Genomic DNA, 14,793 nt, shown 5'->3' on the forward strand with positions numbered 1-14,793 from the left:
GTAAACGTTGGTTTGCTGACCTGTTTCATTGTTATGGAAAAAGTAAGTCATGAAACACGTTCTACTTGATCCTTTGCCTGTTGTTCCGGTGCCACGACTTGATACCGTTTCAAGACGAAGATGCCACACACCATGACAGCGAGACCGATGAGCTGACCAAACGATAAGTCGATTTGTGGCAAACCGAACCAACCGAACGTATCAACAGCAAGGGCAAAGCTCAACTGCGAAATCAACACGACAGAAATCGCGACGGACGGACCAAGCAATTGAATCCCGCGCATGACACAAAAGACGACACCGACACCCACGAGTCCACCGAACCAGTAGAGTGGTGACACGTTTTGAATCTGTCCGATCGTTCCACCACGAAACAGGACATACGTGATGCTTGCTCCGATGAAGCCGACGAAGAAAACCAGCGTCGTCGTTGCCCATGCGCCGAATGCATTACTCATCCGAGCATTCAATACCGTCTGCAAACTGATTAACATTCCAGCCAATACGGCACACACAATGCCTATTATCATGTTCGTTCCTCCTTACTCATAGCTGTTACCGTTCGCTTTCTCGCGAATCCGTTCCAAATCGACGATGATGATCTTGCCACGTCGTCGAACAAGAATCTCTTCCTCACACAACTTCGTGATGATCCGGTTGAGATGACGATAACTTGTTCCAAGCCAGTCAGCGACGTCATGTAGATTCGACGTCCGCATCTCCTGATAAAACAAACTGTCACTAGCTTCGGACGCAATCGATAATAAGTAGCCTGCAAATCGCTCCTCGACCGTATAGAGTACGTGGTGCGACGCTGATTTCGAATCGGCATACCACTTCGCTGTAATTGTTCTTAGTAAAAATTGCAGAAAGACATTCGTCGTATTGTGCTCGCGTAAAATCGTATACGGCACGCTCAACACATCGACATCGGTCACCGCCTCAACTGTATTCAACACTTCTCGTTCATTGATGAACTCGGCGTCACCAATCACTGTCAGTGGTGTTTTGAATCGTAAAATCCGTTGTTTTCCTTCTGATGAAGCAGCAGAAATCTTGACCTTGCCTGCGACGATGAAGTACATCCGGTCGATTGTCGCACCGGTCGTACAGAGGAGTTCTCCTTTTCGGAAGGTTTCTTCACGCAACCAAGCGCGCGTCTCTTTCGTTAAAATCGTATCCAGTCCATATTGTTGGATGACGGTTTCCATGTTCGTTCCCTCCCTTTAGGCAAGTGAGAAAATCGCAACTCCTGCAAGCATGAGACCCACACCAACCCACTGACCACGATTTCCTTGTTTTTTTAAGACACCGAACCATCCTTTTAAATCAATCAGAAAGGCACATAAAATCTGCGCGACGAGTAACAAACACATCGCCCATGTCATGCCGAGTTTTTGGATCGCTGTCAGTTCCGTTACGACGACTAGCACGCCAATCAAACCACCGCTCGCATAAATCCACGGTAACTGACGGAATCCGCCGATTTTCCGATCTCGTACGAAGCTATAAATGACTAAACAACCCATCAGACCAACAAAGTGGACGATCAATACGGATAACCACGGTCCGACGCCTGTCGCAAGGCGCGCATTGAATATGCCTTGCAGGGCGATGAACAGACCGCTCATCAAAGCAAACACGACTCCTTGCACGTCATCTCCTCCTTTAATCTCTACACTAGAGTAGACCTTATTCGTGCCTCACTTGAAAAGGACAAATGTCCCATTTTCAAAAAAACATGAAAAAACCCGCTTGTGGAAAGCGGGTTTACGGGTCATCATTGTATGTTCATGTCGCAAAACGAGCAGTCGTCCGCTTCAGCTGTTCCTCTGCTTCCTCCATCATGCGCATAAACAACTCAGCAACCGTTGGCACATCACCAATCAAACCGGCAACCAGTCCAGCGTTGACATATCCTTTCTCTTCATCGCCTTCAAGAGCGCCTGTAATATGATACGACTCATTCGTCTGATCGAGAAAAGCAGCAGGTGTCTCGGCTGTGAGGTGTTCGACGTAAGGACCACCAAGGACACGTCGGACAAATCCAACGGAGCGCCCGATGATGCGTGTATCGGTATCTGTCGCATCCGTTAAGCGCGATTTATAAACTGGATGGACCTTCGCATCTTCCGTCGCGATCAACCGTGTTCCGAGCTGGACGCCGGCAGCACCAAGCAAAAGGACAGCTGCTAGTCCACGCCCATCGCCAATCCCACCTGCTGCAAGGACCGGAATGTTGACCCGATCGACGAGTTGCGGAATCAAGGTCAGTGTCGTCAACTCGAGCGGTGAATTGATGCCTGCCGCTTCAACTCCCTCCGCTACGAGTACATCTGCCCCTGCCTGTTCTGCCTTTACTGCCTGTTTGACTGAAGCGACGACCGCGATCGTTTTGATACCGGCAACTTGAAGTCGCTCTATGTACGGTGCCGGATTTCCCGCCGACAAGGAGACGACCGGGATCTTTTCTGCAATCGCGAGATCGATCAGTGCTTCCGTATAAGGAGACACACGAATCGCGATGTTCAAGGCAAACGGTTGATCCGTCAGCATTCGTGTCTCCTGAATCCGAGACTTTACTTCATCGACCGACAACGTACCGCACCCAAGCGTTCCGAGTCCTCCGGCATTCGACACCGCTGCCGTGAGTGCTGCATGACTAATGTTACCCATCCCTCCTTGGATCAATGGATAACGAATGTTGAATAGCTCACAAATCGGAAACATATCTTTCCTCCGTTCTCGACTCCCACCGCATGATATACTGACAGGGAATGAATAGTAGTTCATCTTATCCTAGAAATGAGGTCGTTCTGTTATGAAGATTCCGTATCAATCGATTCATCCGAACGTAGCATCCGATGTATTCATCGCTCCTGGCGCTTATCTGATTGGAGACGTCACAATCGGTTCCGAGTCTACCATCTGGTTCAACGCTGTCTTACGCGGTGACGAAGGACCGATTACAATCGGCAAACGCTGCAGTATCCAAGACAACGCAACGATTCATCTGTACGAAGGCGCACCTGTCGTCATCGAGGATGAAGTGACGGTCGGACATAACGCGATTTTACACGGCTGTAAAATCGGACGTCGTTCGATCGTCGGAATGGGCGCGACCGTTCTTGATCATGCAGACATCGGTGAAGAATGCATCATCGGGGCGAACGCGTTGATTCCATCAGGAAAAGTCTTCCCACCCCGTTCGCTGATCATCGGCTCACCCGGTAAAGTCGTGCGTGAACTGACGGAAGCGGATCTCGCGATGATTCAGGAGTCGATTGATTCCTACGTCGATAAAGGATATGCTTTCCGAAACATTCTCGCAGGATCAGCTGAACAGAACACATCTGAATGACACGAATGCGGGGCGGATCGCGCGATCCGTCCCGCTCTTTTGTATATCATCGTTCCGCAAACAGCGGGTGTTCTGTTGCATCATACGAAGCGCTACGTTGTGACACATCGTGTGTCTCTTCAAAGATTGATTCAAAGAACCGGCTCGCTGGTTGCGCAAGCAGACGGTAATATTGCTCGAACAACAGTGCCGCATGGTGTCCGCTCCAAGCATCCGGTAATAGTTCTTGCGGGAGTCCCGGATCCGTGAAGAGGAATTTCCGGTACTCATGTACGAGCATCGTCCGTTCGACGAAACACTGCTCATCCGTCATTTCTCCTAGTTGGAGCTGACTCTGATGGACGATGTATTGCCGGCTATAATCCGTGATGAACGTTTCGTAACGTTCCTGCAATTCCTCTAGTGGAAAAGCGCGCTCAACAAGGGATTGGTCTTGCTTTGGACCGTGGTATTCACCGACGAAGAAATCGACATACTCTTCGATTTCGTACGCTTCAATCAATCGTTCCGCCTCTTTTTCAAGCGGATTCGGCGAAATCCAGACCCCGTTTGATAAGTTGCCAAACCCACTCCACGTCAGTTCTTTACGAAGCTCATCGCGAATCTGTCGCTTATCCTCAGGAATCGTGTACATTAACGTCCGCCACTTCCCGTCCCAGTCGTGCGGTGTTGATTTATAGATCCGGCGCGCTGCTTCTTCCATCCGTTCCACCCCACGCGGCGTCAACGAATAGAAGCTTTTACTCCCCTGCTTCTCGGAGACGAGCCAGCCTTGTTTGACCATCCGGGATACTGCGACCCGAACGGCTTGTTCGTTATGTCCGAACTCTTTGACGAGTCGAATTAAACTCCCGACCCAGATTTGATTGCCGTAATGACGGATATAATCGCCGTAAATCGTAAAGATCATTGATTGGGTGTTCGCACTCATGGTATTCACTCTCTCTTCAGTCGTTCATAGTGTGTATCGTTAGTATACGGGTTATTTCAAACGTCGACCATCCTCATCTTCCTTCAAAGCGTGGTGGTCGTTTTTCAGCGAAGGCTTGTAGCGCTTCCTGACGATCGGCGGTCGGAATGACGACTTCATAGGCTTCCGTCTCGAGCTGCAGTCCTTTCTCGAGTGAGACGTCCCGTCCTTGATCAATTGCTCGCTTCGCCTGGCGCAAGGCGATTGGTCCGTTCTGTAACATTTGATGGGCAAACTCAAGACAGGTCGTCATCAACGCTTCCCGGGCGACGACGGCTGTCGCGAGTCCGTACCGTTCTGCTGTCATCGCATCGATTTTTTTCGCCGTGAAGATCAATTCCTTTGCCCGGGTCTCCCCAATCAATCGTGGCAAGCGTTGTGTTCCGCCAGCCCCAGGAATGATTCCGAAGCTAGTTTCCGTCAACCCGACGAGTGCATCCTCGACGAGAAAGCGGAAATCACAGGCAAGAATCCATTCAAAGCCACCACCGAGCGCGTGCCCATTGACGGCAGCGATCGTCGGTTGGGGTAATTGTGCAATCGAGGTGAAGACGTTGCGAATCGCAAGGACATTACGTCGGACTTCTTCTTCATTCAAATGTACGCGTTCCTTTAAATCGGCGCCGGCACTGAAAGCTTTACCGGTTCCGGTGAACAGGACGACCCGCGCTTCCAAGTCGGCCGACAACATATCGACTTGTTCCTGTAAGGCGACAAGTGTCGGATAATCGAGACAGTTCAACCGTTCTGGGCGATCGATCCGGACGATCGCGATATAGCCTTCTCGTTCCAAATGAATCATACGAGTCCCTCCCGATCGACGACGAGTGCGATCCCTTGTCCAACTCCGACACACATCGTGGCAAGACCATATGTCCGGTTCGTCCGGCGCATCTCATGCAATAACGTCGTCAAAATCCGCGCTCCACTTGCGCCGAGCGGATGACCGAAGGCAATCGCTCCGCCGTTGACGTTGACTTTTTCGCTCGGTAGACCGAGTGCTTCAATACAAGCAAGACTTTGAGCCGCAAACGCTTCGTTCAACTCAATCTGATCGAGCTGTTCGACCGTCAATCCTGCCCGTCTAAGAACTTTTTCCGTCGCGTCGATCGGTCCGATGCCCATGATGGCGGGTTTAACGCCTGCTGTCGCACTCGCTCGGTAATACCCAAGCGGTGTCAAGCCGAGTTCGTTTGCTTTTTCTTCACTCATCAATAACAGCGCCGACGCACCATCGTTGACGCCAGATGCATTTCCCGCCGTCACGGTACCGTTCGGGAATAAAGGACGAAGCGTCGCGAGTTTCTCACGTGTCGTCTCAGGGCGTGGGTGTTCATCTTGATCAAAGACGCTGACGTTGCCTTTCCGATCCATTTGCGTAACCGCAACTAGTTCTTCCGTGAAGCGCTCTGCCTCGATGGCTCGTTTTGCGCGTTGCTGACTCTCAAACGCAAAGTCATCCTGTGCTTCGCGTGAGATGCCGTACTGACGGGCGACGTTCTCAGCTGTCTCTGGCATCGAATCCGTTCCATATTTATCTGCTAAACGATCATTGACGAACCGCCAGCCAATTGTCGTATCATACATCGTCTGATTGCCACGTGGGTTGGCTTGATCCGGCTTCGCGAGGACGAACGGTGCACGTGTCATGCTTTCCGTTCCTCCAGCGATATAGATGTCCCCTTCACCTAAGGCAATTCCGCGAGCAGCTGCGATGACAGCATCGAGTCCTGATCCACATAAGCGATTGATCGTCGTACCGGCGACTTCGACCGGTAGACCAGCCAACAGTCCGGACATCCGGGCGACGTTCCGGTTATCTTCCCCCGCCTGATTCGCATTGCCGAAAATGACTTCCTCGATCGTCTTTGGATCGACTTGTGGATTGCGCTTCAGCAACGCTTCGATGACACGTGCCCCTAAATCATCCGGGCGAACTTGACGCAACGCGCCGTTATAGCGACCGATTGGTGTCCGAACGGCATCGATGATGGCAACACGTTTCATGACGTCACCTCACGATTCGTGTAGTCGTAAACCCCACGACCTGTTTTACGACCGAGTCGACCGGCTTTGACATACTGTTCAAGCAGTGGTGCCGGACGGTATTTTTCACCGAGTTTCTCATGGAGATACTTTAAGTTGTGGAGTCGAGTATCGAGTCCGACCAAGTCACCCAGTTCAAAGGGTCCCATCGGATAATTCAAGCCGAGTTTGATTGCTTTATCGATCTCTTCCGGTGTTCCAAGCCCTTCTTGCAACATATAAAACGCTTCGTTTCCGACGAGCGCACTGATCCGTGAAGTCACAAAACCGGGAAACTCACGGATGACGACCGTTTCCTTTTGCATCTGACGCGCCACTTTCTCTAAGGCAGCAACCGTCTCATCCGACGTCTCAAGACCACGAACGAGCTCGATCAGTGGCATCAAATGAACCGGATTGAAGAAATGCATCGCCATGACCCGGTCCGCCCGGTTCGTAAAAGAGGCAATTTCCGTCGGACTCATCGTCGACGTGTTCGTCGCAAAGTAACAGTCCGGACGTGCATTCGCTTCTAACGTTTCAAAGACTTGCTGTTTAATGCTGAGTTGTTCCGGTACCGCCTCAATGACGAGATCCGCTTGTTGTGCAGCTGTTGCTAAATCCGTCGACAAACTTAATCGATCGAACAGTCCCTCGACTTCACTCGCGGACATTTTGCCTCGCGTAATGCCTTTCTCCGCGATGCGTTCGAGTTCTTGATAGGCACTTTCGACATACGCTTCTTTGATATCAACGAGTGTCACCTGAAATCCGCGGTGTGCGGCAACGTACGCAATGCCACGTCCCATGACGCCGGATCCGACGACAACGATTTGTTCTATCATCTGACTTCCCCCTTATCCCCTGTGCTGTTAAAAAAGGCTGGACTTCCCGACGGAACTCCAGCCTTCCCTCTTGCTTATAGTCCGAACGGATTGAGTGGACGACTGCCGTAATACGACAAGATACTCTTCGTTTCTGTGTACAGATCAAGTGTTTCGATACAGAGTTCACGACCGAATCCTGATTGCTTATACCCACCAAACGGTGTACCTGGGAAAGCAGAGAACGGACAGTTGACCATGACGATACCGGCTTTGATTTGGTTGGCAACGCGCGTCGCTTTTGCACCGTCTTTTGTCCAAACCGCTGATCCGAGTCCAAACGATGTGTCGTTCGCTAAACGAATCGCTTCTTTTTCATCTTTGAACGGCATGACGACGACGACCGGTCCGAAGATTTCTTCATTGACCGCTTTCATCTCGTGCGTGACGTCCGTGATGATCGTTGGTGCGTACCAGAAGCCTTTTTCGTATCCTTCTGGTGCTGTCGCATGACCACCTGTGACGATTGTCGCTCCGTCTGCTTTCGCTGACTGGACGTATCCATCGATGACATCGACTTGTTGTTGGTCGATGATCGCTCCGACGTGTGTCCCTTTATCAAATGGATTGCCGAGAACGAGTTGTTTTGTCTTCGCGACGAATTGCTCCATGAACGCGTCGTAAATCTCTTCGTGAACATACAAACGCGAGCGTGCTTCACATGATTGACCGCTGTTATAGAAGATTCCGAACAACGAACCATCAACGGCTGCTGTCACATCTGCATCTTCAAAGACGATGTTCGGTGATTTTCCACCGAGTTCGAGTGTGACTCGTTTTAGTGTTTCCGAGGCACGTCCCATGATGTCTTTTCCGACTGGCGTCGAGCCCGTGAAGGCGACTTTATCGACGTTTGGATGCTCGACGAGATGGTTGCCGATTTCGCGTCCTGAGCCTGGGATGACGTTGACGACACCTGCCGGAACGCCAGCTTCTAGACAAATCTCACCGAGAATGATCGCTGTCAACGGAGTCAATGTCGCTGGTTTGACGACGACCGAACAACCGACTGCAATCGCTGGTGCGACTTTCCAAGCTGCCATCATCAATGGATAGTTCCACGGAATGATTTGCGCACAAACACCGACCGCTTCTTTTTCTGTGTAGTTATGGAATTGTCCCGGCATGTTATTGACGACACCACGATGACCGACGATCGCACCTGCGTAGAACTCAAAGTCTTCAATCGCTTGCGTGACTTGTCCTTGTGCCGCTGCTAGTGATTTCCCTGTATCGAGAATCTCGAGTTCAACGATTTCGTTGAAGCGGGAACGCATGATGCTCGCAATCTTATTTAAGATTTGCGCGCGGCGTCCGACCGGCCACATCTTCCACTTCCCGTGATCAAACGCATCCCGTGCGGCTTGAACGGCACGATCAGCGTCTTCCTTCGAGGCTTTTGCAACTTCCGCAATCACTTCACCTGTTGCCGGATTATATGTTTTAAATGTCTCGCCTGTTGCACCTTCGACTTGTTCGCCGTTAATGAGCAAATGATAGACGGACCGTTTCATTTCAAGTGTTTTTTCATGTACTGTCGACATTTTATTCACTCCTGTTCCTGTTGATTGAAAATCGGTGGGCGTTTTTCGAGAAAAGCTTGCATACCTTCTGTTTGATCGGCTGTTGCGAACAACAGATAGAAGTTCCGACGTTCGTGCTCCATGCCATCTTGTAACGATAAATCGACGGCTTTGTTTGCTGCATCCTTGATCAGTCGTAACGCCATGCTCGGCTGGTTCGATAACCGCTCTGCCATCGCAAGCACCGTCGCTTCAACATCCATCGTCACTCGATTGATGATGCCAAGTCGTTCTGCTTCGTCTGCCTGCATCCGGTCACCCGTGAAGAGCCATTCGAGCGCCCGCGTCCGACCGATGCATTTTGTCAAACGTTGCGTCCCGCCTGCTCCCGGCATGACGCCGAGTCCGACTTCTGGAAAACCGAACTGAGTCGCGGGATCGGCGTAGATTAAATCACAAGCGAGCGCCAGTTCGAAACCGCCTCCAAGGACGAAACCATGGACACCTGCGATGATCGGTTTTTTGATTCGGCTGATCCGGTCCCAGTCCGCGAACGGATCGAGGAGTTCCATCGAGATCGGTGTCGCTTCGAGCATCTCCTCGATATCGGCACCTGCTGAAAACGACTTTCCGTTTCCCGTCAAGACGATGACCGTCACCCGATCGTCACGATCAAATATCTCCATCGCCTCGACGATTTCGCGGACCATCGTCCGGTTCAGCGCATTGTATCGTGCCGTCCGGTCGAGGCGAATTCGACCGATCCGACCAACCATTTCCGTCTTAACGTACTGTTGTGTCGGCATGGACATCTTCACCAATCATCAATGTGACGAGATCCCCCGCAAAGCTCATCAAGTCTTTCCCTGACGCTTTTCCTTCGAGAGAACGCATGCCTGCTTGCATCGCTTCCTGACTTTCATAGACCATCTCGCACATCAAGTAATACTTTCCGTCCCCGCCCATTGGTGAACCGACGATTTTCGTGACATTCATTTCTTGCAGTCCTGGAATTTTTGCTGTCAATGGACCATGGACCTCAAAGTAATGCTGATCGAATGCTTCCTTGTTTTCCGGATGTTTGTACAGTGCGATTAATTTTGCCATATTGATTACCTTCCTTCACATGAGAGTAGAGACGGGTTTCATCGCCTCGAATGGATTTTTACACGATTTACAATAGAGAATACTTCGACAAGCGGTCGGTCCGAATAAGTTTTCCATCGTCACGTACGTCGACCCACAGTACGGACAGTCGATCTCCCACTTCCCTTGTTCGAATCGAGGGGGTGCGATGCCGAATGCCTTCAATCCTTGCATCCCTTGTTCTGTGATCCGGTCTGACGTCCACGGTGGATCAAACCGGAACTGGACATCGACCTGCTCGACGTTCGGAATCACCTGCAAAGCAGCTTCGGTATTTTTTTTAATGATTTCAAGCGCCGGACAACCGAGAAACGTCGGGAGAAGCGTGACGTGCACCGTGTAGCCATGCGCCGTCGCTTCCGCGTCCATCGTTTCGACCATGCCAAGATCTAAAATACTGACGCTATCGATTTCTGGATCCTTCACCCCGTTCAGGGCTTCACGGATTGCATGTTGAAGTGTCGTCGTCATGCTTCCCTCTCCTTTCACCACGTCGCCGTTTGATCAATCAGATAGACTTCTCCGAGTGTCGCGAGTGCATCATTCAAGTCTTCCGTATGATCGCCGTCCCGCCCGTTGCGTGTCATCTGCATTTCTGGGAGGGTCACGTTCAATTCGACGAGTAACGGTGTGATCGTCTGATACCAACAATCAAGTAAAATCCCTTGCCCTTCAATCAACCGCATCTCTTCGATCAGTTGACCGTGTTCGCCATAATCGAACATGTCGCCGAAGTCATAGAGGACTTTTTCTAGGGCTGCATCCATCTTCTGGCGAGCTGTCTCCGTCGATTGATAAAGTTGGGTGAACCATGTTTGCCAGTGCAGCAAATGATAGTACAACTCCATGTTGATCTTGACGGCAGCCGCAGCGAGTGGCTCGTAACTGCTCGATTTCAACGCATCAATCCGAATCTTTTTCGCGACTGTATAGCAATAGTTCCGGACGACAGCGAATGCCCAGTCATATTCGGGTTTTTCCATATAATAGCCGGGTCCATTGACACGTTCGACAAGAATCGAGTTCTTCCGTTCGTGTGCCAAGCGGACGTGGGCTAACGCATCAGCATTCCCTTCACCAAGTTCCTCAAGGAGTTGGTAATACATCGCCGCGTGTCCCATCGAATCTTGCGCGATCGAGGATGAAGCGACGTCCTCTTCGATATGCGGTGCAAGCCCGAGCCATTCCGAACCACGATACGCATAGAGAAAGTCATCATCTGCGAGTTGATACAGTAAGGAGGCGAGTGCCGTCCGTTCTTGTTCCGTCATTTCGAATCGCCTCCTTGCCACGACATGATTTCTTTTTCATCGAGCATCTGTTGCTCATAATGCCGCCATTTTTTCTTCAAGTAGCCGTATCCTTTCGTCGTCCGGTAATCTTTATTGTCGAGCCGTTGGAGCATCTGCTTTTCATCGGGTGTCAAACCACGGATATCTTCACGTTTGACGACCCAGATATCGACGACTGGTTCTCGGCGCATGAAATTTTCTTGTGCCATCAACAGTGCCATCTCTTTATTTGGAGCAAGTAAACTGAATTGATGCGTGAACGCCGCGTTCGGCGTCCGTTTGCTAAAGACTTCGAATTCGTGATAGAACGTCTCGTTCATCGTACCTTCCCCTCTCATGCCTTCGTTTCAGCGAGTGCATCCCGTACCCAAGCATTATTCTCATAAGATGTCCGGCGCAGATCCAGTCGCTCTTTCGAACGCGGTCCTCCACCTTGGATGATTGTCTTGAATTTCGTCCAGTCCGGCTGTGCGTATTCCCATTGCCCTGTCTCTTCATCAAAACGTAACGTCGGGTCTGGAATGACGAGTCCGAGCGAACGAATCCGCGGCACGTACTTTGTAAAGAAGTTTTGCCGGAGCTCTTCATTCGTTTTCGTCCGAATCTTATAAGCAATCGTCACGTCCTGTTTCGATGTCCCGGTCGTCTCTTTCGAGGCTGGTCCAAAGAACATCAACAAGGATTCCCACCACTCATCCAGTGATTCTTGAATCATTTCCCGCTGTTCCGGTGTTCCTTCTGCGAGTGCCATGATGATTGACTCCCCGTGCTGTGCGTGGAAGACTTCCTCTGCACAGATCCGTTGCAAGGCACGCGCGTACGGTCCGTACGAAGCGCCGAGCATGTTCGTCTGCGTGATGATTGCCGCCCCATCGACAAGCCAACCAATCATTCCGGCATCGGCCCATGACCGTGTCGGCATGTGGAAGACGTTGTGAAATTTCAATCGTCCCGTAAATAAATCATCCATCAAATCCCCACGTGTCTTGCCATACGGCTTCATCAAATCCTCGACGACACGAAGTAACAGTTGTCCATGCCCCATCTCATCCTGGACCTTCGCCATGATGCCAAGCTTCCGGCGAAGTGATGGTGCTTTTGGAACCCATTCTTTTTCCGGAAGCGCACCCATGATTTCACTGATACCATGCATCGAAATCAATTTAATTAGCGTGTCCCGGTAAAAATCAGGCATCCAGTCATCGGCTTCGATTTTTTCACCTTGCTCGATTCGTTCCTTGAAGCGTGCGAATTTTTCTTCTTCCGTCAGTTGGACGGGTTCGAACAGTTGTGTTGCATCATACATGCTAGTTCCTCCTTTGAATCAGACGAGTGATGTCGAGCGTCGATCAACGATCCGAACGGCTTTCCCTTCCGATCGTGGTAACCCTTGGTGCGGGTGACAGACGAGATCAATGGAAATGAGGCATTCCGACTTGATGGCGTCACATATCGAACGCATTTGTCGCTCCGAGATGTTTTCGAATTCGATATGTAGCTCAACGGCATCGAGTCCTGCTTTACGCACGAGATGAATTTGATAATGCGGCGTCACGTCCGGCTGTTGGAGTAAGACCCGCTCGATTTCTGACGGGAAGACGTTGACCCCTCGGATAATCAGCATGTCGTCCGTTCGCCCTTTGACACGTGACATCCGTGTTGTCGTCCGACCACAAGCACACGCTTCGTGCGTGATCGATGCTAAGTCACCTGTCCGGTAACGAACGATTGGAAGCGCTTTCTTTTTTAAGCTTGTAAAAACGAGTTCCCCGACCATGCCATCTGGTACCGGTTTCCCCGTAACGGGATCGACGACTTCCGTAATGAATAAGTCATCCATGATATGCAGACCTGCCTGCTCCTGACACTCCATCGCGACACCTGGTCCCATGATTTCACTGAGTCCATAAATATCAAATGCCTGTAGATCAAAGGTCTGTTCGAGTGTCTGCCGCATCTCTTCCGACCATGGTTCAGCTCCAAAGATGCCGTAACGCATGCTTGTCTTGCGTGGATCGATCCCCCGTTCGATCATGCGTTCTGCTAATCGCAAAATATACGAAGGTGTCCCACAGATGCCATCCGGTCGGAAATCCTCGATTAACGTGATTTGCCGATCCGTGTTGCCACCGGAAATCGGCAAGATCGTCATGCCTAGTTTTTCAGCACCTGCATGAAGACCGAGTCCACCTGTGAACAGTCCGTAGCCGTAGGCATTGTGCAACAAGTCAGCTGGTGAACCACCGGCTAAGACTAAGCTCCGTGCTACGGCATCTGCCCAGTCGTCTAAATCTTCTTGCGTATACCCGACGACAGTCGGTTTACCACTCGTACCAGACGAGGCGTGAATTCGAGTGACCTGTTCTCGTTCGACGGCAAATAGCCCGAACGGATAATGATCGCGTAAATCTTGCTTGCGTGTGAAGGGAAATTTTCGTAGATCTTCGATCGTTTGAAAATCATGTGCCGTCATCTGCAATGTCTGCAGACGTTCTTGATAGAACGGGACGCGCGTGACGTGTTCCATCGTTTGGCGCAATCGCTCCATTTGTAGCTGCTCCCGCGTTTGAGCATCCATCGTTTCGTGATGTTGATCGTACACATCTGCACCTCCTCATCATGTATACAATAATAAGACGGTCGTTTATTTTTAGTTATATGTTTAACGTACGATACGTTCACAATGTTGTCAATCTTGTTTTGTTAAATGCTCCCAAACGATTCTCACTTTATCACTTCGACGCACCTTACCAGTAAATCAATCGGCTTATAAAGCTATTTTTTCATGACGAGAGTCTTTTTTTTGGAAAATATTTCTGAAATGATTTGCTCATTTTGTAACGGATTGATAAAATATCGTGTGACAAGTGTTATACTATTTTTGGTAAGACCACTTGATGGAATGAGGATTCGTTGTAGTGAAGGGGGATCACGATGAAGCCAGGTTTAGCTGTCGGGGATACAGCAGAGATTCAAGCAGTCGTCTCGGAAGATATGTTTGCACGATTCGAAGGTCAGCTCGTTCATCCAGCATACTCCACCGTTTCGATGGTTTATCACATGGAATGGGCAGCACGTCAACTGATCTTGCCTTACCTAGAAGCTGGTGAAGAAGGTGTCGGGGGTGCAGTTTCACTGAAGCATCTTGGTATGGCAGCTGAAGGCGCACGATTGATCGTGACCGCTACAGTAACACGCGTCACAGCACGTCGCGTTGACGCTGACATCGAAGTCCGAGACGGACAAGCGGTCATTGGAACAGGAGAAGTAACACAATTCATTTTAGAAAAAAGCCGGATTCAAGAAAAATTGCAAGTCAATGCTCCAACAAAATGAAAGCGCTTACTTATATTTGATAGAGGAGGACTCTACTATGAACATGTTAAACCCATCTACGAATCCAACGCTCTCGATCATGGAAAAAATCGCGGGTCACGAGCAAGTCGTCTTTTGCAACGACCCTGTCTCAGGGTTACAAGCAATCATCGCCATCCACGATACGACGCTCGGTCCCGCTCTCGGTGGTTGCCGCATGGCGCCTTACGCTTCTGTCGATGAAGCACTTGACGATGTCCTCCGCCTGTCACGTGGC

19 protein-coding genes are annotated in these 14,793 nt (G+C 50.4%); 3 read left to right on the forward strand and 16 right to left on the reverse strand.

Features of this window, described 5'->3' with window-relative positions:
- Positions 1 to 47 precede the first annotated feature (47 nt).
- The 4 genes from B4F99_RS05140 to B4F99_RS05155 form a co-directional block, all read right to left on the reverse strand.
- On the reverse strand, positions 48 to 530 hold the full coding sequence (locus B4F99_RS05140) for a DMT family transporter (protein WP_290755779.1): 483 nt from the start codon (positions 528 to 530) through the stop codon (positions 48 to 50).
- A 12-nt stretch (positions 531 to 542) separates the two neighbouring features.
- Positions 543 to 1,211 (reverse strand): Crp/Fnr family transcriptional regulator, encoded by a 669-nt coding sequence (locus B4F99_RS05145; RefSeq protein WP_290755781.1) that lies wholly within the window; start codon positions 1,209 to 1,211, stop codon positions 543 to 545.
- A 15-nt stretch (positions 1,212 to 1,226) separates the two neighbouring features.
- A complete protein-coding gene (locus B4F99_RS05150) occupies positions 1,227 to 1,655 on the reverse strand; it encodes a DMT family transporter (RefSeq protein ID WP_035411027.1) in 429 nt (142 codons plus the stop codon).
- A 136-nt stretch (positions 1,656 to 1,791) separates the two neighbouring features.
- Positions 1,792 to 2,730 (reverse strand): NAD(P)H-dependent flavin oxidoreductase, encoded by a 939-nt coding sequence (locus tag B4F99_RS05155; protein ID WP_290755783.1) that lies wholly within the window; start codon positions 2,728 to 2,730, stop codon positions 1,792 to 1,794.
- A 91-nt stretch (positions 2,731 to 2,821) separates the two neighbouring features.
- Between B4F99_RS05155 and B4F99_RS05160 the strand changes: the two genes are divergently transcribed.
- Entirely contained in the window at positions 2,822 to 3,361 is a 540-nt protein-coding gene (locus tag B4F99_RS05160) for a gamma carbonic anhydrase family protein (protein WP_290755785.1), read from the forward strand.
- A 46-nt stretch (positions 3,362 to 3,407) separates the two neighbouring features.
- Here the strand turns inward: B4F99_RS05160 and paaX are convergent, their stop codons facing one another.
- From paaX to B4F99_RS05220, 12 genes are all read right to left on the reverse strand, one after another.
- Positions 3,408 to 4,292, reverse strand: a complete 885-nt coding sequence (gene paaX / locus B4F99_RS05165; protein WP_053452558.1) for a phenylacetic acid degradation operon negative regulatory protein PaaX — start codon at positions 4,290 to 4,292, stop codon at positions 3,408 to 3,410.
- A 73-nt stretch (positions 4,293 to 4,365) separates the two neighbouring features.
- Positions 4,366 to 5,133: an enoyl-CoA hydratase-related protein gene (locus B4F99_RS05170; protein ID WP_290755788.1), complete on the reverse strand. Its 768-nt coding sequence runs from the start codon at positions 5,131 to 5,133 to the stop codon at positions 4,366 to 4,368.
- Positions 5,130 to 6,338 carry an acetyl-CoA C-acyltransferase gene (locus tag B4F99_RS05175; protein ID WP_290755790.1) on the reverse strand — a complete coding sequence of 403 codons (1,209 nt, stop codon included), beginning with the start codon at positions 6,336 to 6,338 and terminating at the stop codon, positions 5,130 to 5,132. The genes B4F99_RS05170 and B4F99_RS05175 overlap by 4 nt, the downstream gene beginning before the upstream one ends.
- Complete coding sequence (locus B4F99_RS05180; RefSeq protein WP_290755792.1) at positions 6,335 to 7,201, reverse strand: 3-hydroxyacyl-CoA dehydrogenase; 867 nt, start codon at positions 7,199 to 7,201, stop codon at positions 6,335 to 6,337. Before B4F99_RS05180 ends, B4F99_RS05175 begins: the two co-directional genes overlap by 4 nt.
- Before the next feature lie 74 nt (positions 7,202 to 7,275).
- Positions 7,276 to 8,784, reverse strand: a complete 1,509-nt coding sequence (locus tag B4F99_RS05185) for an aldehyde dehydrogenase family protein (RefSeq protein WP_290755794.1) — start codon at positions 8,782 to 8,784, stop codon at positions 7,276 to 7,278.
- 5 nt (positions 8,785 to 8,789) lie between these two features.
- Positions 8,790 to 9,569, reverse strand: coding sequence for an enoyl-CoA hydratase/isomerase family protein (locus B4F99_RS05190; protein WP_290755796.1), 780 nt, complete (start codon positions 9,567 to 9,569; stop codon positions 8,790 to 8,792).
- Positions 9,547 to 9,870 (reverse strand): EthD family reductase, encoded by a 324-nt coding sequence (locus B4F99_RS05195; protein ID WP_023466996.1) that lies wholly within the window; start codon positions 9,868 to 9,870, stop codon positions 9,547 to 9,549. The genes B4F99_RS05190 and B4F99_RS05195 overlap by 23 nt, the downstream gene beginning before the upstream one ends.
- A gap of 15 nt (positions 9,871 to 9,885) precedes the next feature.
- Entirely contained in the window at positions 9,886 to 10,380 is a 495-nt protein-coding gene (gene paaD, locus B4F99_RS05200; RefSeq protein WP_056063796.1) for a 1,2-phenylacetyl-CoA epoxidase subunit PaaD, read from the reverse strand.
- A 14-nt stretch (positions 10,381 to 10,394) separates the two neighbouring features.
- Positions 10,395 to 11,180 carry a 1,2-phenylacetyl-CoA epoxidase subunit PaaC gene (gene paaC / locus B4F99_RS05205; protein WP_214856074.1) on the reverse strand — a complete coding sequence of 262 codons (786 nt, stop codon included), beginning with the start codon at positions 11,178 to 11,180 and terminating at the stop codon, positions 10,395 to 10,397.
- Positions 11,177 to 11,521 carry a 1,2-phenylacetyl-CoA epoxidase subunit PaaB gene (gene paaB, locus B4F99_RS05210; protein ID WP_290755800.1) on the reverse strand — a complete coding sequence of 115 codons (345 nt, stop codon included), beginning with the start codon at positions 11,519 to 11,521 and terminating at the stop codon, positions 11,177 to 11,179. Before paaB ends, paaC begins: the two co-directional genes overlap by 4 nt.
- A gap of 14 nt (positions 11,522 to 11,535) precedes the next feature.
- A complete protein-coding gene (gene paaA / locus B4F99_RS05215) occupies positions 11,536 to 12,507 on the reverse strand; it encodes a 1,2-phenylacetyl-CoA epoxidase subunit PaaA (protein ID WP_290755802.1) in 972 nt (323 codons plus the stop codon).
- An 18-nt stretch (positions 12,508 to 12,525) separates the two neighbouring features.
- Positions 12,526 to 13,779, reverse strand: a complete 1,254-nt coding sequence (locus B4F99_RS05220) for a phenylacetate--CoA ligase family protein (protein ID WP_290755926.1) — start codon at positions 13,777 to 13,779, stop codon at positions 12,526 to 12,528.
- Between the two features lie 356 nt (positions 13,780 to 14,135).
- Here B4F99_RS05220 and B4F99_RS05225 point away from each other — a divergent pair, with 356 nt between their 5' ends.
- On the forward strand, positions 14,136 to 14,537 hold the full coding sequence (locus B4F99_RS05225) for a thioesterase family protein (protein ID WP_290755804.1): 402 nt from the start codon (positions 14,136 to 14,138) through the stop codon (positions 14,535 to 14,537).
- A gap of 37 nt (positions 14,538 to 14,574) precedes the next feature.
- The coding region (locus tag B4F99_RS05230) for a Glu/Leu/Phe/Val dehydrogenase dimerization domain-containing protein (protein WP_290755807.1) at positions 14,575 to 14,793 on the forward strand (219 nt) is incomplete at its 3' end.

The organism is Exiguobacterium sp. UBA3491 (assembly GCF_002377745.1).
Taxonomy (GTDB): domain Bacteria; phylum Bacillota; class Bacilli; order Exiguobacteriales; family Exiguobacteriaceae; genus Exiguobacterium_A.

What these genes read in the sequence shown, in the direction of transcription:
- B4F99_RS05145 (WP_290755781.1), bottom strand. Translation starts at nt 1,211, where the DNA reads ATGGAAACCGTCATCCAACAATATGGACTGGATACGATTTTAACGAAA.
- B4F99_RS05185 (WP_290755794.1), bottom strand. Translation starts at nt 8,784, where the DNA reads ATGTCGACAGTACATGAAAAAACACTTGAAATGAAACGGTCCGTCTAT.
- B4F99_RS05170 (WP_290755788.1), bottom strand. Translation starts at nt 5,133, where the DNA reads ATGATTCATTTGGAACGAGAAGGCTATATCGCGATCGTCCGGATCGAT.
- B4F99_RS05195 (WP_023466996.1), bottom strand. Translation starts at nt 9,870, where the DNA reads ATGGCAAAATTAATCGCACTGTACAAACATCCGGAAAACAAGGAAGCA.
- paaX (WP_053452558.1), bottom strand. Translation starts at nt 4,292, where the DNA reads ATGAGTGCGAACACCCAATCAATGATCTTTACGATTTACGGCGATTAT.
- B4F99_RS05175 (WP_290755790.1), bottom strand. Translation starts at nt 6,338, where the DNA reads ATGAAACGTGTTGCCATCATCGATGCCGTTCGGACACCAATCGGTCGC.
- paaD (WP_056063796.1), bottom strand. Translation starts at nt 10,380, where the DNA reads ATGACGACGACACTTCAACATGCAATCCGTGAAGCCCTGAACGGGGTG.
- paaB (WP_290755800.1), bottom strand. Translation starts at nt 11,521, where the DNA reads ATGAACGAGACGTTCTATCACGAATTCGAAGTCTTTAGCAAACGGACG.
- B4F99_RS05155 (WP_290755783.1), bottom strand. Translation starts at nt 2,730, where the DNA reads ATGTTTCCGATTTGTGAGCTATTCAACATTCGTTATCCATTGATCCAA.
- paaA (WP_290755802.1), bottom strand. Translation starts at nt 12,507, where the DNA reads ATGTATGATGCAACACAACTGTTCGAACCCGTCCAACTGACGGAAGAA.
- B4F99_RS05225 (WP_290755804.1), top strand. Translation starts at nt 14,136, where the DNA reads ATGAAGCCAGGTTTAGCTGTCGGGGATACAGCAGAGATTCAAGCAGTC.
- paaC (WP_214856074.1), bottom strand. Translation starts at nt 11,180, where the DNA reads ATGACGGAACAAGAACGGACGGCACTCGCCTCCTTACTGTATCAACTC.
- B4F99_RS05190 (WP_290755796.1), bottom strand. Translation starts at nt 9,569, where the DNA reads ATGCCGACACAACAGTACGTTAAGACGGAAATGGTTGGTCGGATCGGT.
- B4F99_RS05160 (WP_290755785.1), top strand. Translation starts at nt 2,822, where the DNA reads ATGAAGATTCCGTATCAATCGATTCATCCGAACGTAGCATCCGATGTA.
- B4F99_RS05140 (WP_290755779.1), bottom strand. Translation starts at nt 530, where the DNA reads ATGATAATAGGCATTGTGTGTGCCGTATTGGCTGGAATGTTAATCAGT.
- B4F99_RS05180 (WP_290755792.1), bottom strand. Translation starts at nt 7,201, where the DNA reads ATGATAGAACAAATCGTTGTCGTCGGATCCGGCGTCATGGGACGTGGC.
- B4F99_RS05220 (WP_290755926.1), bottom strand. Translation starts at nt 13,779, where the DNA reads ATGGATGCTCAAACGCGGGAGCAGCTACAAATGGAGCGATTGCGCCAA.